Origin of the sequence: Bowmanella yangjiangensis, assembly GCF_018531185.1 — a bacterium.
GTDB lineage: Bacteria > Pseudomonadota > Gammaproteobacteria > Enterobacterales > Alteromonadaceae > Bowmanella > Bowmanella yangjiangensis.
The window spans coordinates 61,568-83,193 of sequence record NZ_JAHDJU010000002.1; the positions used below are offsets into that span (position 1 = coordinate 61,568).

The window sequence follows — 21,626 nt, forward strand, 5'->3', positions numbered from 1 at the left end:
AGAATGCCCCATTCACTTATCTGCCTTTTGTTGCAATGCGAGCAAACAGCATAATCAGGAACAATCAATATGCGTAGGGACCAAGGCCTTGTCTTAGTAGCTGATGATGATGAGGATATCCGCCTGGCGCTAGAATTGCTGCTTTGCAGCGAAGGTTACCGTGTTGTGGAGGCTGCAGATGGGCGAGAAATTGCCGTGCAGGTTAGCCGGCACAGACCGGATATTGTGTTGCTTGATATGAATTTTCATCGCGACACTACCAGTGGTGAAGAAGGTCTGGAATACCTGCAGTCGCTTGTTCAACAAGGGCTGAAAGTCATTTTAATGACCGCCTGGGGTAGTGTTGATCTGGCCGTTAGGGGCATGAAAAGCGGTGCCGTGGATTTTATTGAGAAGCCCTGGGACAAGTCTCGTTTGCTGCAGATTATGCAGCAGCAGTTACAGGGGGAGCGCATCGCTGATGCGGTGGTGTCGTCACCTGTCAAAACAACAAACCAAGGTTGGATAGCCGTTTCTCCTTCTATGCAGGAACTGGAGCTTATGCTGGAGCAATTAGCGCCAACCGATGCCAATATCCTGATTTTGGGGGAAAATGGTACGGGTAAATCGCAACTGGCTAAACGTATTTACCAAATGTCTTATCGAAGTGAAGCGCCATTTGTCACCATGAATATGGGGGCTGTGCCGGCTACCCTGTTTGAAAGTGAGTTGTTTGGTCATGCCAAAGGTGCCTTTACTGACGCTAGAGAGGCGCGTACCGGGCGTTTTGAACTGGCGAATGGTGGTACGCTGTTTATGGACGAGGTCGGTACCCTGCCGCTTGATGTTCAGCCTAAGTTACTGCGGGTTTTAGAGACAGGAGAATATGAGATTCTTGGTACCAGCCAGACCCGCTCTACCAATGTCAGAGTCATCAGTGCCACTAACGCTGATTTGAACACCAGTGTTGCAGAGGGCAGGTTCCGACAGGATCTGTTGTTCAGACTCAACACCTTCGTGATAGAACTGCCGCCACTGCGTGACAGACAGGAAGATATCCCGCCCTTGGCAGAGCATTTCTTGCAGGCCTTCTCGGCCAAATATAACAAAGGCCAGGTTCAGCTATCCAATGACGCTATGCAACGTTTGGTGGAACATAGCTGGCCAGGCAACATTCGCGAGCTGAGTCATGTGATTGAGCGTTCAGTGTTGATTTGCCGCGATGGCATTATTCAGTCGTCGCAGCTTATGCTGGCGGGTTCTTCAACCAAGCAGCAGGTTGGCTTGCGTCCGCTGGAAGAAGTGGAAGCCGAGCTGGTGGAAGCCGCCCTGCTCCATTACAAAGGCCATATCAGCAAAGCCGCCCAGGCATTGGGGATTTCCCGTATGGCCTTATACAGACGTATGGAGAAATTTGCATTAGACAAACAGGATTTTGGTCCGGATGAAGACTAGAGAGTCCCGTCTTATGTGGCTATTTTGTGCCATGCAGTTCTTGGTGCTGGCACTGCTGGTTACATTAACCTGGCAAATGGACTGGAGTGTGCTGGCCATACTCACTCTGCTATTTGCCCTGCTTTATCCATTGGCTTGGGTCACCTTTAAATTTTGGCAGCAAGTTAACCTGCCCCTGATGCAACTCAGCAATTACGTACAACGTCTGCAAAACGGCGAAGAAGCGGAAAATCCAAAACAGCACCGACACTATGGTTTAGTTGACCAGCTAAGGGCAGATGTTGAAAAACTGGCTGCCAACTCGTTGAAAGCAGATCATCAACAACAAAGCCTGGCGCTGTTAATTGAGATGATGTTCGGTAACTGGAGTCAGCCCGTTTGTGTTTTCAGTGGCCAGGGATGTTTGCTATACGCAAATCCCGCCAGTAACAGTTTGCCTGGAATCGCCCGCTTGGTAGGCAGCAACTATAGGGACTTGGGATTTGAAATGACCTCGAGAGGGTTGCAACACCAGTTATTACACAAAGGCTGGCAAACGCAGTCCATACGATACCAGTGGTTAGGCGAGCAGTATTGGTTGTTTACTGCTTTTGATATCAGCCAATCACTCCAGCAGGCAGAACTGGCTATTCAAACCAATATGGTCAGGGTGCTTAGTCATGAACTGCGCAACTCCCTGACGCCTATGTCTTCCATGGCCGATACCCTGCTTTGCAGTCAGGATTGGCATGAGGAGCAGGTACGTAAAGTCTTGAGCCGTATTCAACAACGTGCGGATACCTTACTGGATTTTGTGCATCGGTTTGCCGCAGTCTCACAAATGCCGTTGCCCAACCCAGTGTGGTTCTCGTTGGCGGAGGTGTTAGAGCAATGCCGAAGTCTTCTTCAGGAGGGGGATAAGCTCGAAATTTCAGGTGATGATCGCTGTTACGGCGATCCTCAGTTGATAGCCCAGGTACTTATCAATTTAGTTAAAAATGCACTGGAAGCTTCAAATACAGGTGATAGACGTGTGTCGGTTCGGCTGTTCAGCCAGAATAAGCTGCAACACTTGCTGGTGGAAGATAATGGCCAGGGTTTTGCTAACTTAGAAAATGCCTTAACACCTTTATATACCACTAAGGCGGCGGGTTCAGGAATTGGATTGGCGCTGGTGAATGTGATTATCAGCAAACATGGTGGGCGTTTGAGTTTAGCCAATAGCGAATCTGGTGGTGCGCGGGTCGAGTTAGTCTGGCCTTTGCCCTGAAAGCTTTTGCTGGCGATTATCCAACAATGTTAGCAGCGGCGTAGGATCAAATTCTTCTACTAGCTGTAAGCCATAACTCACCGCTTCCAATGTGGAAAGGCTATCTGAGCGCTTGGCGCTGCGCTGGTATCTGCTGCTAGGAGCAGAGTCAAAATGCCAAGCAGGAAGGTGATTAAGCCAGGGATTACAATGCAATATTTTACTGGCTTTGCGCCATGTACCATCTATGACCACCAATGTATCTATTGGTTGATTCGTCAATTCAGTATGCTGTTCCAAAGCCCGGCTTTGTGCTGAAGGATATAGCAAACCTACTTGCCTATCCTTTTGCTGGCACCGCGTGCGAGCTTCTAAAAAATGCTCCGGTTGCTCTCCCACATAGACTCGAATATGACTCAAAACCAGTTCCAGTAATCTGACCGTGCCTTTTGCTGCCTTTACTTCCGAGGGATGCTGCAAAACCAGGATCTCGGTGCGATTTTTCAGCCTCTTCACGTGTTTGCAAAGACAAACTGAGAGCGGAAATAAACAATCTGGGCAATAGGGGCGAGAAGCCATAGATCAAAAGCGTCGGTCATTTAGAACAATAGTTTATCTTATGTATGGTTACAAGTGGGCTTTTAGACAAAACCGACTATGCTATATTCTTTGTTCAGGACGATGAACACAGCAGGGTATGCGGAGATAGGCTGTAACGCATTGCACAAGAAGTCTTCTACAGGCGGGTGTAGCACATGCTTAAAGTAAGGGAAGTGAGTTTAAGGCCGTTACTGGTCGCTGTATTGTTTATGACGTTAATGGGCTGCAAGGCCACGGATAAGTTTTTTTCTGATAAGTCTGAGCAACCTCAGAGCAATCAACCTCAGGTAGTTGTAAAGGCTCAGCCGGGTCTTTCACCAAGAGAGCGTTTCAGCAAGGCATTGGAACATCTCGAACAAGGGGAGTCAGCACAGGCGCGGGCAGAGCTAGACGCTTACTTGCTCAATATTCCAAATAGCGCAAGTGCCAAGGAATTACTCAGGCAGATTGACTCACCAGCTCAGCGTTATTTTCCACCTGAATATTTTGAGGTTATCTTGTCCTCCGGTGAGAGTTTATCGACCCTCGCGGGTAAATATTTGAATTCGCCATTGAAGTTCTACGCGCTTGCCAAGTACAACCAGATTAGCAGCCCAAGCAAAGTCAATATTGGTCAAACCATAAAAATTCCTCTGACACCAGAAGCCAAATTTGCGCGTAGCCAACTCAGTAAACCTGCGCCTAAACCGGAGATCCTGGCGACCGAAACAGAGGTTGTAGTGAAGACACCAGATGTGGAAGAAGACTTCATAGAAGACAAGGTTGACGAGCCGATTGTGATGCCTGAGACCCGGCCGGAGCATGTTGAACAGGTTGCTCCCCCCAGCGCTGCCTCGCTGATGCAGACTATGCTCAGCTACACGCAGCAGCAAGACTATGCTTCTGCGGTTGAGCAGTATCATTCACTCAAGTCTCTTGGCCGCTTAACTGACGAAGCCAGAGACATTGCTTTGATTGCATTGGAAGGGTATGGAAAACAGCTGGTCGAAAGTGACAAGCTGTTGGCGTCGAACAACTATGCCGAAGCTGCCAGCCTTAATCTGCAAAGTGGCAATAAGATGCAGGCATTTAGGGATTTTAAACAAGCTTCTGAACTGCACCCGGAAAATAGCCAGGCCATGGAAGAAATGCTGATTTTGCAGAAAGAAATTGCCGACCAATATCATCGGGAGGCGTCCTCAGCGTTTCGGCGTCAAGAACTGGACAAGGCAATCAGTAAGTGGGAACAGGTATTGGAGGTCGATCCAAACCACAACAGTGCCAAGCTCTATCTGGCACAAGCTCTGGAGTTAAAAGAAAGGTTAGAGAAGATCAAAAATTAGCATTACTTAGGATTGCGGATCTCTTCTAAGTTCTGCTTCATTTTACTGGCCCGGGATAACTGTATGCGGGCCTTTATATTGTCAGGGTCAAACCAAAGGCTAGTTTGTAAGTCATCTATGGCTTGTTCCAGGTTAGATGTGAATACTCGCATACCTAGCGCATAATACTGTTGGGAAAGCTGTTTTTTCATCGTGATCAATCGCCCGGATGCATCTGACTGGCTCAGATCTGATGCTTGTAGAAGCAACTCACCGGCATGTTCCCAGCGTTGGTCGCGCAAGCTTTGTTCGGCGGAATCCAGTAGTCGATTGAATTGAGCCAAGTTTGTGGACGATGAGGTTTGTGATGGTTTGGGTGAAGGTGCAACTTGCGGTGTATTCCGAGGAACTGATATAGCTGGCTTTCGCTGCCAATTAGCCATACTGGCACTTTTGTCACTGGCGGCCTGATCAGCCGTTGTCCATTCCAACTTCTTTAGTGCTGCTATTGCTTCCTGATTACCGGGCTGCAGAGCCAGTGTTTTCAGGTGCAAAACCCGTAGTTGTTCGGGGGGGCTTGGTTTCTTAACCTGTTCTCGTATGCTATCTAATCTGGCTCTGATGGCAGACTCCAATCTGGCTATGGCTTGCCGGGCGTCTTGATCCTCTGGACTGGCAGCACTAACAATTTGCCATTGCAGCAAGGCGTCAGCCAGGTGCTTCTTTTTCTCTAGTTCTATGGCCTGCTGCTTGCGGTTTTCCATCGGAAATGTCCGGTCAGGTCGTGTTGCACAGCTGCAAAGAGATACCATCAATGCGCAGGCTAATAATTGCTGCAAAGGTTTCTTCATAAGCCGTTACTGCAGGTTGATCTGGCGGAACACGTCGAGCTTACTACTGAAACTTTTCAGACTGTCTTGTCCGTATATCATTGTACGTCTCAGCAGGTAGGGCGAAGAATAGCTGGGATTACTGCCCTTTCGAACCGTCAATGCCATTTGGTAGTCCCTCTCTTCCAGTATTTTTATCAATTCGGGGCTGCTGTTCCCGTAGGGATAGGCGAAATATTCTATTGGGTGCTGGGTTTTCTTACGCAATATTTGCGCAGGTTTATCGACTTCTTCCTCGAGCCTGTCGAGATAGTCCTTCTCACTTTCTGAATCAGCAGCTCTAGCTAGGTTCGCATGGCTTTTTGAATGAGATTGAATGGCCACCAAAGGATCGTTGTTCAATTCTTCTATCTGCTGCCAGCTAAGGGCGCGCCCAATACCGACAAAGTCTGTGTATACAAATAAAGTAGACGGGTAACCATATTGCTTGAGAATGGGGTAAGCGACTTGGTAAAAACTTGCGTATCCATCATCCACCGTAATGACCACCGACTTTTCTGGGAGCGGCTTCTTACCTTGCAGGAAAGGCCCTACGTCACTTAATGGAATTACCTGGTAACCGTTATCTTTTAGGTAGGCCATTTGCTGCGCAAAGTTGTTGCGTGTCACCATCATGCTGTTCAGGCTTCGTTTTTTGTTGGTGAATTGGTGATAGCAAAGAATAGGGATCACCTGCATGCCGTTAGCATAAACCGCAGCCGGATTCAGATTGCCTTTAGGGACGGCTATCACCTCCCCTGGCTTAACCTTTATACCCGGATTGTATCTGACCAAGGTTGATGCTAGCGCCGGGTCACCTAAATAGTCCTGAGCAATCAGGGCAAAGTTGTCATCTGAACCTGCCTCCACCAGCCAGAAGTCAGCATTTTGTGCCACCAGCGTTCTGTTGCTGATGGAGCAGCTAGTCAAAGCCAAACTAAAAACCAGACCGAGCAGCGTTGTTATCTTCATGAGTTCTTTAGCATGCGGGTTGTGATGACGGTTTTATCGCTTTCTGTTTCCGGTTCAGAAGATTGAGTGGATGAAACGACAAGGGTTTCATCCAAATTGCCTGGCTCCAGGTTTTTCTTGCGTGCCGAAGGCTTTCTGGCGGTTTTTCTTGCTTTAGGCTGTGATGCTTCAACACTTTTTGTCGATTCCACCGATTCCACCGATTCCACCGATTCCACCGATTCCACCGATTCCACCGATTCCACCGATTCCACCGATTCCACCGATTCCACCGATTCCACCGATTCCACCGATTCCACCGATTCCACCGATTCCACGGGGGTAGCCGCTTCTTCAGTTATTGGCTTATCTTGCGGTAACTGGATTGGGTCAGAAGTACGCTCCTCCGTCAGGCTGGCAGCCTGGAGTGAGGCGTTCATTTTGTTGAAGTTCTCAAATAGCTCACCAATTTCATCGTTTCGGGTCAGTGAAATTCGATGATCAAAGTCGCCTTTGCCAACGCTTTGTAAGGCTTCGTTCAATACTCTGAAGGGGCGGGCAACCAAGGCGCCGAAGATAAATAACATCAGCACGACGGATGAAATGGTCACAAGAGCTAATGCAAACATTAATCCGCCAGTAATGCTCTTTACTTCTTCCAGGCTGCGTTGTGATAAGCCGAGTACAATCTGGCCGACTTCTGTGTCCTGAAATAGCACGGGTGTTGATATGTTAAAGACGTTTTCACCGTTATCCAGAGCTTCACTGGCCACGCGAACACCACTTCGCTCAGCGATGAATTCCGCCTGCTCATTGTCTACGTATTGCTGCCCCACCAGGCTGGTATCGCTGGCACCTCTGATCACACCGAACCTGTCCATGACAATCAGGTAGGTAAAGGTTTCCCGGTTGCTGGCGTCATTGATAAAGGTTTCCAGGGTGATCCAGTCTTCACTGAGCAAAGGCACGACGGTTTCGATAGCGATAAATTTCGCAAAAGACGAACCGGAATCTATGGCTTGATTGGTGAGTGCCTTGGATTGAATGTTAAAGACAATATTGATGCTAATAAGCAATACCAAGCCGACTATGGCCCCCATGGAAAGCGCCCAGCGAACCTTCAGGGGTAAATATTTATGCTTCTTTTGCTCTTTTTCCTGCTCATGCAGTGCCGCTAATTCTTTCTTCAGGGCATCTGCCAGCATGGCACCGTTTTGATAGCGTTTGGACGGGGATTTATTCAGCAGCTTATTTACGATTTGCTGCACGCCGGCGGGAATGTCCGGGCAATGTTTCTTTAGTGGAGCGGGTTGCATCTGGGTGATTTGGGTCATTAATGTACCGATGTTGGATGCATCAAAGGCTTTAACGCCACTGAGCATCTCGTACAGAATGACACCCACAGAGAATAGATCGGAGCGGCCATCTACATCCTGAGCCAATGCCTGCTCGGGCGACATATAGCGAGGTGTGCCAAGTACCGAGCCGACCTGGGTTTTCATGGCTTCTTCATTTTCACCCATTCTGGCGATACCAAAATCAGCGACTTTGATAGATACGCCGTCCGGCATGACAACGATATTGTCGGGTTTAATATCCCTATGTACCACACCAATCTGGTGTGCATAGTTCAAGGCGTTTGCTAGTTGAATACCTATTTTTAGCGTATCCGCCAGCGGCATTTTGCCTTTCTCTTTTAGTACTTCTCCCAGATCCTTACCGCTCAGCAGCTCCATCATAATGTAGGGAGAGTCATCAACCTTGCCAACGTCATACACAGTAACGATATTCGGGTGAGAGAGCGCCCCGGCAGCCTTTGCCTCGCGCATAAAGCGGGCCAGGTACTCCTTATCAACACAGAAATCCTGCTTTAGTACCTTGAATGCCACGGAGCGGTTTATCTCCGGGTCGAAAGCACGGTACACCATAGCCATGGCTCCTTCACCAATGGCTTCCTTGATTTCGTAACGATCAATGGTTCTACCTAAGATATCTGTCACCGCCAACATTCCTTTTGCTTACTGCCATGAGTCTAAAATGTTTAGTCGTGATATCCGGTAAATTCAACTCAATCTGGTTTATCTGCGTGTTTTCCTTGGTGAAATCAGAGGCAAAGAGCGGACTTGTGTACTTAAATATATGCAAACCAATAAAAACATGTCCGGTTGTCAGGGAAGGTGGCTTCGCGGATTTTCGACAAGTTGGATCTAATGAATAGAAATGCCTGGACTTCTGTTGCGAAAACCCATGTTGGTAATGTAAGAAAAATCAACGAAGACAGCTATCTGAATGCCCCTGAGGTTGGCCTCTGGTGTGTGGCTGATGGCATGGGAGGTCATCAGAAAGGCGATACGGCCAGCACTATGATTATTGATTACCTGCAATCTCTCTTGTCTGTGCAGGGATATCCAATCAGCACAGGGCAAGTTGAAGAGAGACTGACATTGGTTAATCACAATCTGATAAACCTGGCGCAAAGCCTGCCTCAATCCAATGTCATTGGCAGCACAGTGGCTGTGATGTTGTTTGCTGATAATTTGGTACATTGTTTGTGGGCAGGAGACAGTAGAATTTATCGATTACGCAAGGGGCAGCTCAGCCAATTAACCCGGGATCACAGTCAGGTGGAAGAAATGGTGCAGGCAGGGCTGCTGACCAGCGAAGAAGCCGCTGTGCATCCTGCGGCGAACATTATTACCCGTGCCATAGGTGCCAGCCCGGAACTCGAATTGGATTTGCAGAGCTTTGAACGTTTTCCCGGTGATCGCTATTTGCTCTGTACCGATGGACTAAATAAGGTGATGACAGACCCTGAAATAGCCGAGCAAATGCGACAAGGGGAACTGGCTAGCCTGGCAGATCAGATGATGCAAACCGCGTTGCAACGACATGCCAGGGATAATATTACTTTGGTGATGGTGGACGTTACTGAGGGCATGCCAGAGCTGGAGCAAACTGGCCGCTTGAAAGACACGCTGCCTTTGGATGATACCTTACCCTTGCATCGTTAGGGCAGTTTTATCAGCCATAGCATTGCGGCGGCGAGCAGAAATGCGACGGCCAGCTTAAAGCGGTTTTTGGCTTTAATGCGGTGTTGTGCGGTGCGATACCCCAATGCGGAAAGTGACAGTAATAACACCGCCAGCAGGATGAAAAACCAGGGTAGATAGCTTGCAAGCATTAGGCTATCGCCTTTAATTTGGTGAGTTGCTGGGCACCGGGGGCGCAAACATTAAAGTACGGTTCTCCCATCAGGGCTAACTCTATGGCCGCAGCGTGGCGCTGTTTTTGGTAGCCATTTTTCAGTACCTCATAGCATTGTGCTTTGCTGATAGGTTTGCCGCACAGGTATCGCTGCCCAGGTGTAAATTTATCGGCATTGGTTTGCCACCAACCATTTATCTTTGCTGCATCAGGCCAGGGTAAATAGAGATCGGCATCCAGTTCCACATTGTCGTCTGTGGGATCTTCGTTTGGGCCGCTTTCAAACCCATCCGGCCAGTCTTTGTCCATATCCAGATAAGCCAAATCCAGGCCGGTAATCAGCGCAAAGGCTTCCCCGGCAACACGGGCCAACTCAAGTTCGTCCATATAGGTGAGGAGCATGGGCAGCCAAAACGGATCGCCGCTGTAACCCATTCCCTGCAGGGCCAGCCGCATTGTCTCGGGATTTTCAGACAAAGTTCCAAGTAGATTTCGTTGTTCGGGTACACTCAGCTTTCGTACCGAAATGGTAAGTGCGTTAAGCGAAAGGGAATGTTGTTGGAGTACATAACTTACTAATCTGGCCACCGATTGCCAATTGCCTAACAGTGCTGCTGACCAGTTTGCCCAAAAGCCCAGGTCAGCATCAGTGTGGTCGATATAAGTGTCTAAATCCGCTAATAATTCCTGTAGACCGAGCTCACCGACCATACGTAGTTTGTTGACGCTTATGCAGGCTGGTTCCAGCACATTAAGAGCAGGTCGAATCCGAAACAAGGCGTGAAGCCGATAGCCAAGCTGCTGGTACGCTTCCGCATTGGCTTTGAGCAAAATCTTAGCGAAATCTATGCTAGCGGGATGCCAGGCTATACCTGATAGCAGTGCTCGGTAGTTTTCATTGGCTTCAGTGCAATAGGACAGCAAGGTGTCAAGCAATTCACCGTCGGCTTGCTCCATCATGTACCAGGCTGAAACAAATACTTCCCCGGGCTCTGCAAACTCGAGGTTTTTTAAAATGGGGGCGCGCGCTAACTCTGCTGCCACTGACAATCCATCAAGGTGACTATTCAGTCTGTCATCCAGCTCCACCAGATCGGTGAGTGTGTAATGCGGCTCCTTTACCGCTGTGTCTCGCTGCAGCCATAGAAATGCGGCATCTTCGGCGTGCCTGTCAATTATCTGAGGTATAACGGAAGTGGTAGCTTTGGACATAACGAGACTCTTACGCTTGTTTGACGAGATGCGAATTCAAACCTTAACTGATTGGCTTATAAGTGCCGGGTCCAAGTCTTACCGTCAAATGACAAAAGATTCTCACTGCCGATAGACCACAGCACCCCCTCTTTTGAACTCAATCGATAGAATGTGCCGTTTTGTACATCATCAAATATCACTTCCTCCAGTTTAGCGCCATCCAAGGTGTACAAGCCTGTCATGGTCGTCAGGTAAAGTTTCCCAGCAAACCAATGTACGTCCCACAGATCGTCAGTAAAGTCATCCTCAAGCTCTATCAATTGCCATTGATCTTTTCTGCCGCAAATTAAGGTGCCGTGTTGACCGACAATATAAACATTTTGGTCTTCGGCACAGCAACAAGAGGTAAGAATCAGGCTGGTTAAACCAGAATTGTCTAACCAATCGACGCCGTTGAAATACCAAATTTCACCATTCCAACCGGCACAGTACACTTCGTTTTCATCAAAGCCATCAATGCACTCAAATCCGGTCACTTCACCCTTTTGCGGTGTTGGTGCATGCAATGCAAGCCAATTATCAAGGTCAATCCGTTTGAATACCTTTCTGTGCATACCGCATGCGTACGCGTAGCCGTCGATGTTATTTGCCCGTCGAATCATGACTTTTTCTTTGGCGATAGTGCCGTTGTGGGGCGTTGGCTTCATATAGGTAAATGTTTGACCGTCTTCGCCAACCACCACTAACCTTCTTTTCTCGTCAGGGCGGTCTGCAACTGTAATGGCTGTTGCGTCCCAAGGAAGGTTAGCTGAGCTGGCCCATCGTCCTTGGTCAAGCGCTAATATGCCGGTGTGAGCAACGTCTTGTTCCAGCAAATTACGATCTTTGCTGAGTATATCGATCAGGTCACTATATCTTGCTGAACCGGCCAATAGCACTCGGGTTTTAATTGCTTGGTTATTGTTACTCATTATTTATTAATCCCTGGTTGATTCAGTAAACACATCCATTGAGTCCAGTTGAGAGTCAGTTGCTTCGCTTCCTGTTGGGCTGTGGCGAATCTTCTTACGTTTATCGCCCATGCCTGAATGTCCATTTGAGAGTTGTTTTTCCAAACACTCTGAAGAACAGTGTGGCGCTGCGTAACGTGCACTCTCGGCACAAAACTTAAGTTCTTTGTTAAAGCCTACCAACTCGTTTGTTTCAACACTGGACATGGACTTATGGAAAGTGTGGCGGATTCCGTGACTACCACTTGTACCGCCGCCCTCCAGGCACATCACCGGTGCTCTACCTTGGTTATAGTCTTGCCATCCAGGCATGGGAGAGCCACCATATTTGTCGGAGAAAAACGATGACTTGGGAATAATGTGGTCACCGGTTTGGCTAGGGCAGCATTTGGATTCATTGGCCCGAGGAGAATAAGGAACAAGCCTGCAGCGCCTGGCCTGAATGCACTTGGCCGCTTTATTTTTCGCATTCGCTTTCTTGGCTTTTTGATTACCAAAATCTGTTTTTGACTGATACCCCATCCCTATAGCGGCGGCATCAGAATTGGGAATTTGTTCATTGAGGCCAGCGTCTTTGCAGGCATCCTTTTTCCCTTTGGGCTTGTACTTTTCGCAGGCTTGCTCTTCCTTTTTCTTGTCCTCTTTGCACTCTTTAGCGCTATCAAACGCCCCTGTATCCAAATAAGGGCAAGGCACTGCCGCATTTGCATTGGGAGAAGAATGATTGCTGGTGGTGGTATCCAAGTGCCGGACCACATTCTTACCTTCGACCTTTACATCCATTGACCAACTTGTGAAGTATACTTTTCCAGTTAATTTGCTGTTTATAATGCCCTTTTTGGCAGTTTTGGCAGCTTCGTCACCCATGCATTTTTTGAAATCTGATGAATCGCGCTTCATGACTTCTTTGCCACTAATCGTGACCTTCTTGCTGCCTTTTTCTGTATCTGCAGCCTTACTAAATAGGGGGTAAGGAATAGGGACGCCTGGAGGTGTCGGTGGCACTTTGTCCGGTGGCGTAAAGCAAACATCTGGGAACGCTGCAATGACCTTGCCCGAACCTGATTTACAGGCAATTTCACGGCCATTGGCAAATACGTTGTTGCTCATTGTTCACTCCAGGCGCCAAAGCGCAAAATAGCAACGGAACGTTGTCCATCATCGTTTGAAGCGTGATGAACAATATTACTTCCAGCGGCAAACCCTTTTTCAAAGGCTACTTTCAGGTACGCAAGGCATACGGGCACGATGGCCGCGCCGACTTCACCGATACAGTCAGCCGGATGCCAGATGGGGAAACCTTGTTTATGCACTCGTAACAAACGGCTAAGTGCAAGGGCTGCTTCTTTGAACCAATATTGTTCACCAGCGACATCTACGATACGAAAATCCATGTCGTTCATAGAGCTACCCGCTTCTTCAAAAGCCATGTTCAATGCCTGAGTGAGGCCATCAGCCCTAACGGGCAATCCGGCACTAATGGTTGCTTGTTCAACAGCAAAGCCTAATCCCATGCATAGCAGTTGGTTTTGTTGTGAACATTGAGGTGGGCTCAGTAAAATGGCAGCTGCAGCCTCGCCAGGAATAAAGCCGTCAGAGTGGTGGCTGGTCAAGAGCCTGTCCTGGGTTTCAAAATACCGGATGCTATGGGCGTTCAGCAGACTATCAACGCCGCAGACCAAGACATGGTTTAACTTATTCTGATAGAGAATGTCTCTGGCAAGTTTCAGCGCATAGATGCCTCCGGCTCTCCCCTGTTTAATGACTGCGGAATCCCTATGCAGCGGCATGCCTAAAAACTCTTGGACGAGAAAAAACACTTTATTGCCGAGATTTTCCGGAATGCCTGGGCGCTCTGGTTCAGACAGGCAGATAATGACGGGAATCTCCTCTAAGTGCACTTGTGCTTGAGCTGCGCATTCTTCGAGGGCTTTGCATAGCATCATCGCCAACTTTCTCGCGCCCTGAAGCTGTTCTTCCAAAGGTACTGCACAACCTTGTATCCATTCTCCCTGCTCATCCATAAATCGGGTTTCCTGGAAGTTATCAATGGCGGCTCTAATGGCAGCACAACTGCTGTAGGTATCCAGGCCAACCCCTGTTACCATGCCGGTGGCGGTTATTGCCAGAGGTCTATCACTCATATTCAGCCTCCAGTCCATGGATTTTATTTAGGCCGGGGTAATAAGTTTTACCCAAAGTTTTGGCTCGCCACCATGCCTTAGACATCTTTCCAACCAGCACTTGGGGAATTTCGAACATATTGCGCTTAAGGGGTTCACTGACTCGCCATACCAGGCTAAAACGACCCATATCTGGTTCAATCAGCAGGGTATCTATGACGGCATGAGTGTGATGAGTCTCCTCCCGTTTTTTGAAAAACACCACGGGAAGGTCAATAGTGGGTAGCTGAAAACGTGTCAGGCCGGTGGGCGTGAGATTGTGCAGCTCTACCCACTCTCCTCCTTGCAGATAACTGCATTGTTGATCTATTGGTGCGGCCTGAAAGTATTGCTCATCAAAATCGTCAGGCAGGAAAGGAAAAACTTTATCTATCCATTGCTGGTCGTAGGTGCCGGCGAATCTGGCTCTTTGGGGCCAGCCTCTTCCTACCACACCATAGGCCATGGGGCGATATTGCCCATCGGGTTTTTTAATTGGGTTACCAGGTTCTTCGGTATTGGGTAGTGGCGTGTGATGTATCAGTTTGTCTTGAATAAATCGATGAAAGCCCCGGCCAACCGGGTTTTCCATATAAGCGTCACGCTTAGTTTCATCCTGAGTAAAGTTATCCAACCCACCGAAGGCGCGGCCGTAGTGAATAGGCATAACGGTAAAGGGCTCGGCAAAGGTTTTGCCAATACTCCCGGCATCTGCATACCAGAGACGATTGCCTACTGCGCGTACGGTTTTATCTATACCTGCCACCTTTATGCGAGTATCTAGCTCTTTAACCGGTTGTCCGTGCGGAGCATAGGCTGAGCCATTTAACAGCACATCGCAACGCGGTTTGTAAGGAGCGAAGTCCGATTCATACAGGCAGGACGAAAAGCCTGGTTCGTCATAATAAACATCAGCTTCAACCAGCGGTATCTGCTGTTCTTGTAGCACGGGGGGGCTACCATCTAGCGGCAGGCCAAAGGTGCCTTTAACCACCACCACCAAGCTTTCCCGCCCGGATTTATCCATTCCCTGGGTGTACGCTGCCTGCATGGCTGTTGCGTTAATCAGTTCCATGATTTCCCTGCTTAGTTAAGCTGAATTGCGCCACCTTTAATCCGGTTGGCGCCGCTTGAGCGACTGAGAATGTAAGCCCCTCGGATCAATACCTTGCCAGCCTTGGTCAGGGTAATGCTGGCCTTGCCACATTTCAGTTCAATCTGCTGCTCCGCGCGCAGACAGAGGGTATCGCCGTCCATTTTTACATTCAGGGTCTGACTGGCTGTTTTTTCCTTGCGAGTGGGCAGTGGGGAGACGATTCGGCCAATGATCAGCGGTTTATTCGCATCACCGTTTTCAAATAAGAGGGCCAGATGGCAGCCGATATCGTTCGTTTCCAGTTGCACTGTACTTTTGGCCTCCAAGCCTTGTTGACTTGGATTACCGGCAAATACTACCAGCGGATGGCCTTGTGCACTGAAGCCTACGAGTGCGCCCACGGTAACATCCGTGGCCCGTTTGTTTTTTACCTTGCTTGTCTGTTCCAACATCGTCGACTCCTACATCTCATTGTTTCATCCTGGCCCTGAGACTGCTTGCGGCCGCTTAGTTTTGCAGAATTTTCTTACCCTTCAGCACCATGTCTTTGCTGGCTTTAACATCGATGGCACCGCTGCCTTTTATGCTGATGTCTTTACCGGAAATGCTGATGGTGCCGTCTTTTTTCATGGAGATACTGGCCTTACCGCATTTGATGGTGATGGCATCACCTACATCGATAACCAGGTTCTTGCCTACGTTGAGGCTGTCATTGTCACCCACATCGACAGAGCGGTTGTTGCCGACACTCACCAGTTGGTTCAGTCCTATATCAAGGTTTTGCGCCGCGCCAATTTCCACCGCCTGCGCGCCACCGATGACAATTTCCTGCGCAGCACCTATGGCAATGGCCTCGTTAATGGCCACGGTATGGGTTCTGGACTGGCCAATGCTGACGGATTCGTTGGCTGCCACATCCCGGTTGCGGTTGGCGCCAATGCTGATGGTTTCATTGCTGGCGACGGTTTCGGTACGGTTGTTGCCAATACTGATGGTTTCATCGTTGCCGACACTCTCGGTGCGGTTATTTCCTACCGAGATAGTCTCATCATTGCCAATGGTGTCTTTGCGGTCGTTACCTATATCAATGGTTTCATCTACGCCCACCGTCTCGGTCTTATTGTTTTTGACCAAGATGTTTTCGTCTTTTTCCGCCTGGATATACAGCTCTTCGCTGCCCTTTTTGTCTTCCATGCGGATTTCGTTGAAGTTGCTGGCACTGCCACCGGGGGAACTGCGGGTTTTAATGCCCGATTGAGTTTTGTTCGCTGGCAGGCTGTAAGGCGGCATGTTATCGGCGTTGTATACGCTACCCACCACCAGAGGTCGGTCTGGGTCACCTTCAAGAAAATCGACTATCACTTCGTGGCCGATGCGGGGAATAATTTGTGCTCCCCAGGCTTTACCGGACCAAGTCTGCGCCACCCGAATCCAACAGGAGCTGTTCTCGTTTGAGGTACCGTATCTGTCCCAGAAAAACTGCACTTTGATACGCCCATATTTATCTGGGTAGATCTCTTCGCCGGGGGGGCCTACTACTACCGCGGTTTGCGGTCCTTGCACTAAGGGTTTTGGTGCGTTGCGGGCTGGTCGGAACGGGGTCTTGCTGTCAACTACCACAAAGTTGCACTGAAAAGGCTGCTCGCCACCACCACCTGAACCGTAGTGATTGGCATTAAGTTCATAGTCACAACTAAGCACCAGGTACTCCTGGTTGCGATCGGCCCTTGGGTGCTCGCTTAGGGTAAATAATCCACCGCAGGTCATATTCCGGGCGTCGGTCTCGCCACTATGTTGTTCAAATTTGACCTGTTGCTCCTCAATGCGGGTGAGGGTGTAGTTATCACCATCGGCCGACTCGGTATATTCGCCGGGGTAATCAAAATACTCAGCATCAGCCAGGGCATGTGAGCGGGGTATGGCGCGGCTGGTGGACAGGTCACTTTTGGGCTTTTTGAAATCGTAATCGGTGCTGGCATAGCGACCGGTTTGCACTTCACAACTGCTGCTCCAATTGGCAATGCTGCTGTCTTCTTTGCGCTGAAACAGTCCAACTAAATGATAAGCAATAGCCGACTGACCAGGGAGAGGCTTATGGGCGTTGGCAGCATCGGCCAGTATCAGCTTGTGCTTGTCTTTTTCATGGCTGAAGTAGAAGTAGATACCTTCGTTTTCCATCAGGCGCATCACAAACAACATATCCGATTCGCGATACTGTACGCAGTATTCCCAGGTACGGTAGCTACGTGAAAGCTTCAACTCATAGTCGGTAAAGCCGTTGTCGGCGAATACCTGCTTGAGAATATCCGGTACTGTCATCTCCTGAAAAATACGGCAATCGGCAGTGCGGTTTAAAAACCATAGCCAAGGGTGTATTTCGGCACTGTATTGGGCATAGCCTTCGGTGGCTCTGCCTTGTTGGGAAAAGCGGGTAATAAAACCATTGAAATAGCGGTACTGCTGGTTCTCCAACTCCAACTGAATGGTGGCCTTCTGGCCAACCAGATCGGTGGCTTTAATGTCCTCTTTTTTTGCATAGAGGGTAACCTCATACCTGAAGAGTTGACCTAAGGCTTCATGGCCACTCATAGATACCAGCAACAGTTCATCACCCAAGGGGGTGGTTATGGATACCTGTCTTTTCCCTGCCACAAGGTTTCTCCTGTTCGCGGCTCGCTAGAACCTGTCAAACCCGCTCAAATTCATTAAGTGTAGTTAGGGCCTGAACAACTTTCCTGTTTGTCTTGTTTACAATGCCAGCGGCCCTCTTGTGCCGCCCAGGCGCGTATTGGGGCCTGGAATACGGTAGGCGTTTTGCCTTGGCCTTAGCCCATTTGGCGTTGGGTGACCATCCGGTGCCTGCCATAGAGTTCTGGGCAAGGCTATCTGCATTTGTTGCTGACTGGCTTCCAGTGCTTGCCTGGCCATTCTGGATACAAAAGAAGAGAGCAAACCCAGCACCCAGCGGATAAATGCCACTGTAAGGCTTTGTTCTGGGAATGGCTGCCATCCCACTACGGAGAGGATTTTATTCAGCAAGCGTTGTACCCAAACAGAGATCTCTTTTAAGGCCATGGCGCCCTGATATAACAGCCAGGCAACGGCATCCAGTGTGGTGGCATAGGAAGGCAGTTGCCGGCCTATCCCCAGTTTGTGCGTGCGCTTTAAAATATACTGCAGGGCAAAGGCGATCATGGTGAGTACCGGGGCCGAGTACATAGCTACTCCTAATGCACCTGCCAGTACGCCTGAGCTTATTCCTCCCTCTAGAAATTTCACAGTATCTAAATCGGAAATACTGCCCTTTAAATTTCCCCACTCCATACCCCTAACAGTGGATATGTAGTTATTCATAAAATGAGCCATTACCGATATGCGCCCGGTAATCCAATTCAGATGATAACCATCGGAAAAGTCTGATGAGTACACATGTAAAAAGGGAAGCATAGGTACCATACTGACCAGATCGGCATCGTGGTAAACCCGGTAAATATTTTGCTTGCCAATCAGCTTATCCACTTCCTGGTTAAAAGAAGTGAAGCCCACTCTGGGGGCACCAAAGGTATAAAGCTTAATCTGGCATGTTTTGGTGCTGTCCCGCTTGGCGATATGATAAGCGGTAAGGGTGGCCAGGGCGCCGCCCAGGCTATGGCCAACCAGATGAATCTTACTGGGTGAATGCCAATCCAGATAGCGGTCAATATGATGTTCAAAGGAGCGGAACGTTTGCACAAAGCCGCGATGGGTCATATGACCGTTAAAGTTTGTTGGTAGGGTTTTTAGGTCAGTTTTAGTGTCAGCCCATGAGTTAGTCCCTTTTATTGTTATCAATGACTCTCCTTTTCTATTTTCACCTTGACCGTTGTTTATTCCTTCTGCAATGAAACCAAAAGTAGAGTCGGTGCTGGAAAAATAGCCTGTACTTGCGCGAAAAAAGTCTACCAATGAAAAACCATTGGACTCGTACTTACTAATAACCCCCGCTTTAATACCTTGAGGTAGTTCCTTTAATGCGGAGTGAAGTGTAATGCTTTTTTTACTCTTCATAGCTCTGCTAGAAAAGTATGCATGTTCCGATAATTCTGCGGAATTAAAAGGGGTGAGTGTATTCATTATTTTTTACCATTTTTTAATATGCAAATTCCATGATATTCCCCTCTTTTAGACTTCAGCATGTGTTTAGTAAATTCAGAGGATAAATCACAATGCATCTCTATTGGCGAAGCTCCAGTTTCTCCGCCAGACTCATAATTTCCTTTGAAAAAACTCCATGCTGTATATTCTCTTCCTTCGTGCTCTATAGTTATGTTCTGTACTATGGTTGGTTGACTTATGATATTTATAGATGCAGACAAAGAGGATATATTCACCTCGCTAAATGAAAAATTTCCTTCATCATTTGACTCCGTAACTATGGTGTTTTCTTTTTCTATATTTCCCCAGTCGTAATAACGTTTTACTTTTGCGCCTGATACGGGGTTTCCATCTAATGTTATTTTTCCCTTTACAGCCGAGAAAATGCACTTTGAAAATAAACCCATGGAGTTGGCTCCTGTAGATAAAACTGACAATAAGATAACGAGAGAAATAAGTGATTTTCCGTTCATCCGGCAATGTTTCCATTTATGCTTTCCTGGTTTCGCGTGGTGAAACCGTCCAGACTATAGTAGACCAGATGAATCTTACTGGGTGAATGCCAATCCAGATAGCGGTCAATATGATGTTCAAAGGAGCGAAAGGTCTGCACAAAGCCGCGATGGGTCATATGACCGTTAAAGTTTGTTGGTAGGGTTTTTAGGTCAGTTGCAATATCTGCTCGTGAGCTGGTTCCTTTTATTGCAATTAATGATTCTCCGCTTCTATTTTCCTGTCCTGTTACATTAGTTCCATTTGCGATGAATCCAAATGTAGATGTTTGAAGAGCGGCAAAACCAGATGATGCATGGAATGAGTCTACAGGGATAAAAGAATGGATAAGAAAACTATCTAACAATTCAACCCTTTTGTCTTTTTCAATTCTGTTCATTGCACTTTTAAAGGACAAATTTATATTTCCTTTAGCTATGCCTATGAATTTTGAAAAATCGTATACATCTCTTGCCAATTCGCTTGAGCTGCTAGGGTTTAGTGCTTTCATTTAACCTGCTCCTCTTGAAGCTTGCATATACCATAGTACTTATCAGATACCCCTTCTAGAGGATGGCGTTTAAATTCCATTGCTAGGTCGCATACTAGTTTTATAGGAGATTTTCCCGTTTCATCACCTCTACCATAGCTATGCTTATTAAATGCCCATGCAGTATAGCGCTCACCTTTATATTCAATGATTATTTCTTGTCTAATCACTGGTTCCATTGGAAGAATAGAAGATAAAAATTGTTTGCTAGACCATTCGGGGAATGAAAATTTCCCATATGAATCTGTTAATAGCTTTTTGCTTTTTCTTTCATCTTTATTTGACCAATCATAACTACTTATTACCTCCGCCCCTTCTACGGGTTCGCCATTTAGTAATACAACACCTTCAACTTCAGTAAACATACATTTTGAAAATAAACCCATGGCACAAACTCCTATAGAGAAAGCTGACAATAAGATAACGAGCGAAATGAGCGATTTTCTGTTCATTTAACAATATCTCTCATCCTCTTGGATTTTGCATATTCCTATATAGTCCTTATGATTTTCTTGTATTTCATGCTCCTCTTCTTCCCAAGATAAATCGCATTCTAGCTTTATTGGTGAAAAACCGGTTTCTCCAGATTCAATGTAATCTCCTTTGTAGTGTCTCCATCCTAAATACTCTTTGTCCTTGTAATTAAATACTAAGTATTGAATTAAAACAGGTTCGTGAGGGAAAATAGAGAAGGTGAATGAATTGCTGAAAGATGCATCAAATCTGAATCTTCCATCTGAATCTGTAACAGATTGATACTCTTTTGTCTCTTTTGTGTTTCCCCATCTATAGCTTTTTACCACCTTGACCCCTTCCATCGGTGTCCCATTAAATAATACAACTCCCTCAACCTCGGAGAACATACATTTTGAAAATAGACCCATATCTAGTGCTCCCTGGTAAAGTAAAAATGTCGCTATAGAAAAAATATATTACCTGTTTTATTCATTAGTCCAAGTGGCATATTCCATAATGCCCATTTTTATGTTTTTCACTAAATCTCGATTCAAGATTACATGTTATTTTGATAGGAGACACTCCCACTTCATCACCATTACCATAAGAGTTTTTAATGTTCCTCCAAGCTGTATATTCATTTCCATTATGTATGATTATTATTTTCTGTGAGATTACCGGTTGCATGGGGAAAAACAAAGAAAGTAGGCATTGACTTTTCCATTCAGGGAAATGAAATTTTCCATTTTCATCGGTTTTTACTGTCTTGCTCTTCTTTTCATTTTTAGCCGACCAATCATAACTACTTATTACCTCTGCTCCTTGCACTGGCTGTCCGTTAAGCAGTACTACTCCTTCCACTTGAGTAAACATTGATTTTGAAAATAACCCCATATCAATACCATCCATTGCAAATAATAAGATCAGAAAGCATCTACCCATGAC

22 protein-coding genes are annotated in these 21,626 nt (G+C 47.4%); 4 read left to right on the forward strand and 18 right to left on the reverse strand.

Annotated elements, in window-relative coordinates; translation table 11 throughout:
- The first annotated feature begins 69 nt into the window (after nucleotides 1-69).
- Both KJY73_RS09820 and KJY73_RS09825 read left to right on the forward strand, forming a co-directional pair.
- Entirely contained in the window at nucleotides 70-1,434 is a 1,365-nt protein-coding gene (locus KJY73_RS09820; RefSeq protein ID WP_214343437.1) for a sigma-54-dependent transcriptional regulator, read from the forward strand.
- Between the two features lie 13 nt (nucleotides 1,435-1,447).
- The gene (locus KJY73_RS09825) at nucleotides 1,448-2,683 is read left to right on the forward strand and encodes a sensor histidine kinase (RefSeq protein WP_214343438.1); all 1,236 of its coding nucleotides are present in this window, start codon (nucleotides 1,448-1,450) and stop codon (nucleotides 2,681-2,683) included.
- Here KJY73_RS09825 and KJY73_RS09830 read toward each other — a convergent pair.
- A complete protein-coding gene (locus tag KJY73_RS09830; protein WP_214343440.1) occupies nucleotides 2,663-3,241 on the reverse strand; it encodes a tRNA-uridine aminocarboxypropyltransferase in 579 nt (192 codons plus the stop codon). The genes KJY73_RS09825 and KJY73_RS09830 overlap by 21 nt on opposite strands.
- A 176-nt stretch (nucleotides 3,242-3,417) precedes the next feature.
- Here KJY73_RS09830 and KJY73_RS09835 point away from each other — a divergent pair, with 176 nt between their 5' ends.
- Nucleotides 3,418-4,584: a LysM peptidoglycan-binding domain-containing protein gene (locus KJY73_RS09835; protein WP_214343442.1), complete on the forward strand. Its 1,167-nt coding sequence runs from the start codon at nucleotides 3,418-3,420 to the stop codon at nucleotides 4,582-4,584.
- Nucleotides 4,585-4,586: 2 nt separating this feature from the next.
- Here the strand turns inward: KJY73_RS09835 and KJY73_RS09840 are convergent, their stop codons facing one another.
- The 3 genes from KJY73_RS09840 to KJY73_RS09850 form a co-directional block, all read right to left on the reverse strand.
- Entirely contained in the window at nucleotides 4,587-5,327 is a 741-nt protein-coding gene (locus tag KJY73_RS09840) for a hypothetical protein (RefSeq protein WP_214343444.1), read from the reverse strand.
- Between the two features lie 93 nt (nucleotides 5,328-5,420).
- The gene (locus KJY73_RS09845) at nucleotides 5,421-6,404 is read right to left on the reverse strand and encodes a polysaccharide deacetylase family protein (protein WP_214343446.1); all 984 of its coding nucleotides are present in this window, start codon (nucleotides 6,402-6,404) and stop codon (nucleotides 5,421-5,423) included.
- Complete coding sequence (locus tag KJY73_RS09850) at nucleotides 6,401-8,383, reverse strand: protein kinase domain-containing protein (RefSeq protein ID WP_214343448.1); 1,983 nt, start codon at nucleotides 8,381-8,383, stop codon at nucleotides 6,401-6,403. The genes KJY73_RS09845 and KJY73_RS09850 overlap by 4 nt, the downstream gene beginning before the upstream one ends.
- 210 nt (nucleotides 8,384-8,593) lie before the next feature.
- On the opposite strand from KJY73_RS09850, the gene KJY73_RS09855 reads away from it, so the two are divergent.
- Nucleotides 8,594-9,394 carry a PP2C family protein-serine/threonine phosphatase gene (locus tag KJY73_RS09855; protein ID WP_214343450.1) on the forward strand — a complete coding sequence of 267 codons (801 nt, stop codon included), beginning with the start codon at nucleotides 8,594-8,596 and terminating at the stop codon, nucleotides 9,392-9,394.
- Here KJY73_RS09855 and KJY73_RS09860 read toward each other — a convergent pair.
- The 14 genes from KJY73_RS09860 to KJY73_RS09925 all read right to left on the reverse strand — a co-directional run bounded on the left by KJY73_RS09860 (nucleotide 9,391) and on the right by KJY73_RS09925 (nucleotide 21,623).
- Complete coding sequence (locus KJY73_RS09860; RefSeq protein ID WP_214343452.1) at nucleotides 9,391-9,564, reverse strand: hypothetical protein; 174 nt, start codon at nucleotides 9,562-9,564, stop codon at nucleotides 9,391-9,393. The two genes, KJY73_RS09855 and KJY73_RS09860, sit on opposite strands and share 4 nt — an antisense overlap.
- Nucleotides 9,564-10,799 (reverse strand): TIGR02270 family protein, encoded by a 1,236-nt coding sequence (locus KJY73_RS09865; protein ID WP_214343455.1) that lies wholly within the window; start codon nucleotides 10,797-10,799, stop codon nucleotides 9,564-9,566. Before KJY73_RS09865 ends, KJY73_RS09860 begins: the two co-directional genes overlap by 1 nt.
- 56 nt (nucleotides 10,800-10,855) lie before the next feature.
- A complete protein-coding gene (locus KJY73_RS09870; RefSeq protein WP_214343457.1) occupies nucleotides 10,856-11,752 on the reverse strand; it encodes a hypothetical protein in 897 nt (298 codons plus the stop codon).
- A gap of 6 nt (nucleotides 11,753-11,758) precedes the next feature.
- A complete protein-coding gene (locus KJY73_RS09875; RefSeq protein ID WP_214343459.1) occupies nucleotides 11,759-12,901 on the reverse strand; it encodes a PAAR-like domain-containing protein in 1,143 nt (380 codons plus the stop codon).
- Nucleotides 12,898-13,935 (reverse strand): beta-ketoacyl synthase N-terminal-like domain-containing protein, encoded by a 1,038-nt coding sequence (locus tag KJY73_RS09880; RefSeq protein WP_214343461.1) that lies wholly within the window; start codon nucleotides 13,933-13,935, stop codon nucleotides 12,898-12,900. The genes KJY73_RS09875 and KJY73_RS09880 overlap by 4 nt, the downstream gene beginning before the upstream one ends.
- A complete protein-coding gene (locus KJY73_RS09885) occupies nucleotides 13,928-15,028 on the reverse strand; it encodes a DUF2169 family type VI secretion system accessory protein (RefSeq protein WP_214343463.1) in 1,101 nt (366 codons plus the stop codon). The genes KJY73_RS09880 and KJY73_RS09885 overlap by 8 nt, the downstream gene beginning before the upstream one ends.
- Nucleotides 15,029-15,039: 11 nt before the next feature.
- On the reverse strand, nucleotides 15,040-15,501 hold the full coding sequence (locus KJY73_RS09890) for a DUF6484 domain-containing protein (RefSeq protein ID WP_214343465.1): 462 nt from the start codon (nucleotides 15,499-15,501) through the stop codon (nucleotides 15,040-15,042).
- A 55-nt stretch (nucleotides 15,502-15,556) separates the two neighbouring features.
- Nucleotides 15,557-17,701, reverse strand: a complete 2,145-nt coding sequence (locus tag KJY73_RS09895; RefSeq protein ID WP_332874184.1) for a type VI secretion system Vgr family protein — start codon at nucleotides 17,699-17,701, stop codon at nucleotides 15,557-15,559.
- A 96-nt stretch (nucleotides 17,702-17,797) separates the two neighbouring features.
- Nucleotides 17,798-19,096 carry a lipase family protein gene (locus tag KJY73_RS09900; RefSeq protein WP_214343466.1) on the reverse strand — a complete coding sequence of 433 codons (1,299 nt, stop codon included), beginning with the start codon at nucleotides 19,094-19,096 and terminating at the stop codon, nucleotides 17,798-17,800.
- Nucleotides 19,097-19,161: 65 nt separating this feature from the next.
- Nucleotides 19,162-19,590: a DUF6795 domain-containing protein gene (locus KJY73_RS09905; RefSeq protein ID WP_214343469.1), complete on the reverse strand. Its 429-nt coding sequence runs from the start codon at nucleotides 19,588-19,590 to the stop codon at nucleotides 19,162-19,164.
- A gap of 62 nt (nucleotides 19,591-19,652) precedes the next feature.
- Nucleotides 19,653-20,186: an alpha/beta hydrolase family protein gene (locus KJY73_RS09910; RefSeq protein WP_214343471.1), complete on the reverse strand. Its 534-nt coding sequence runs from the start codon at nucleotides 20,184-20,186 to the stop codon at nucleotides 19,653-19,655.
- Entirely contained in the window at nucleotides 20,183-20,611 is a 429-nt protein-coding gene (locus KJY73_RS09915; RefSeq protein ID WP_214343473.1) for a DUF4198 domain-containing protein, read from the reverse strand. The genes KJY73_RS09910 and KJY73_RS09915 overlap by 4 nt, the downstream gene beginning before the upstream one ends.
- A 66-nt stretch (nucleotides 20,612-20,677) precedes the next feature.
- On the reverse strand, nucleotides 20,678-21,109 hold the full coding sequence (locus KJY73_RS09920; RefSeq protein ID WP_214343475.1) for a DUF4198 domain-containing protein: 432 nt from the start codon (nucleotides 21,107-21,109) through the stop codon (nucleotides 20,678-20,680).
- Between the two features lie 64 nt (nucleotides 21,110-21,173).
- Nucleotides 21,174-21,623, reverse strand: a complete 450-nt coding sequence (locus KJY73_RS09925) for a DUF4198 domain-containing protein (protein ID WP_214343477.1) — start codon at nucleotides 21,621-21,623, stop codon at nucleotides 21,174-21,176.
- Nucleotides 21,624-21,626: the final 3 nt, after the last annotated feature.

Excerpts from the sequence above, each read along its gene's own strand:
- KJY73_RS09820 (WP_214343437.1), top strand. The coding sequence starts at position 70 with ATGCGTAGGGACCAAGGCCTTGTCTTAGTAGCTGATGATGATGAGGAT.
- KJY73_RS09825 (WP_214343438.1), top strand. The coding sequence starts at position 1,448 with ATGTGGCTATTTTGTGCCATGCAGTTCTTGGTGCTGGCACTGCTGGTT.
- KJY73_RS09830 (WP_214343440.1), bottom strand. The coding sequence starts at position 3,241 with ATGGCTTCTCGCCCCTATTGCCCAGATTGTTTATTTCCGCTCTCAGTT.
- KJY73_RS09835 (WP_214343442.1), top strand. The coding sequence starts at position 3,418 with ATGCTTAAAGTAAGGGAAGTGAGTTTAAGGCCGTTACTGGTCGCTGTA.
- KJY73_RS09840 (WP_214343444.1), bottom strand. The coding sequence starts at position 5,327 with ATGGAAAACCGCAAGCAGCAGGCCATAGAACTAGAGAAAAAGAAGCAC.
- KJY73_RS09845 (WP_214343446.1), bottom strand. The coding sequence starts at position 6,404 with ATGAAGATAACAACGCTGCTCGGTCTGGTTTTTAGTTTGGCTTTGACT.
- KJY73_RS09855 (WP_214343450.1), top strand. The coding sequence starts at position 8,594 with ATGAATAGAAATGCCTGGACTTCTGTTGCGAAAACCCATGTTGGTAAT.
- KJY73_RS09860 (WP_214343452.1), bottom strand. The coding sequence starts at position 9,564 with ATGCTTGCAAGCTATCTACCCTGGTTTTTCATCCTGCTGGCGGTGTTA.
- KJY73_RS09865 (WP_214343455.1), bottom strand. The coding sequence starts at position 10,799 with ATGTCCAAAGCTACCACTTCCGTTATACCTCAGATAATTGACAGGCAC.
- KJY73_RS09870 (WP_214343457.1), bottom strand. The coding sequence starts at position 11,752 with ATGAGTAACAATAACCAAGCAATTAAAACCCGAGTGCTATTGGCCGGT.
- KJY73_RS09875 (WP_214343459.1), bottom strand. The coding sequence starts at position 12,901 with ATGAGCAACAACGTATTTGCCAATGGCCGTGAAATTGCCTGTAAATCA.
- KJY73_RS09880 (WP_214343461.1), bottom strand. The coding sequence starts at position 13,935 with ATGAGTGATAGACCTCTGGCAATAACCGCCACCGGCATGGTAACAGGG.
- KJY73_RS09885 (WP_214343463.1), bottom strand. The coding sequence starts at position 15,028 with ATGGAACTGATTAACGCAACAGCCATGCAGGCAGCGTACACCCAGGGA.
- KJY73_RS09890 (WP_214343465.1), bottom strand. The coding sequence starts at position 15,501 with ATGTTGGAACAGACAAGCAAGGTAAAAAACAAACGGGCCACGGATGTT.
- KJY73_RS09900 (WP_214343466.1), bottom strand. The coding sequence starts at position 19,096 with ATGAAGAGTAAAAAAAGCATTACACTTCACTCCGCATTAAAGGAACTA.
- KJY73_RS09905 (WP_214343469.1), bottom strand. The coding sequence starts at position 19,590 with ATGGGTTTATTTTCAAAGTGCATTTTCTCGGCTGTAAAGGGAAAAATA.
- KJY73_RS09910 (WP_214343471.1), bottom strand. The coding sequence starts at position 20,186 with ATGAAAGCACTAAACCCTAGCAGCTCAAGCGAATTGGCAAGAGATGTA.
- KJY73_RS09915 (WP_214343473.1), bottom strand. The coding sequence starts at position 20,611 with ATGGGTTTATTTTCAAAATGTATGTTTACTGAAGTTGAAGGTGTTGTA.
- KJY73_RS09920 (WP_214343475.1), bottom strand. The coding sequence starts at position 21,109 with ATGGGTCTATTTTCAAAATGTATGTTCTCCGAGGTTGAGGGAGTTGTA.
- KJY73_RS09925 (WP_214343477.1), bottom strand. The coding sequence starts at position 21,623 with ATGGGTAGATGCTTTCTGATCTTATTATTTGCAATGGATGGTATTGAT.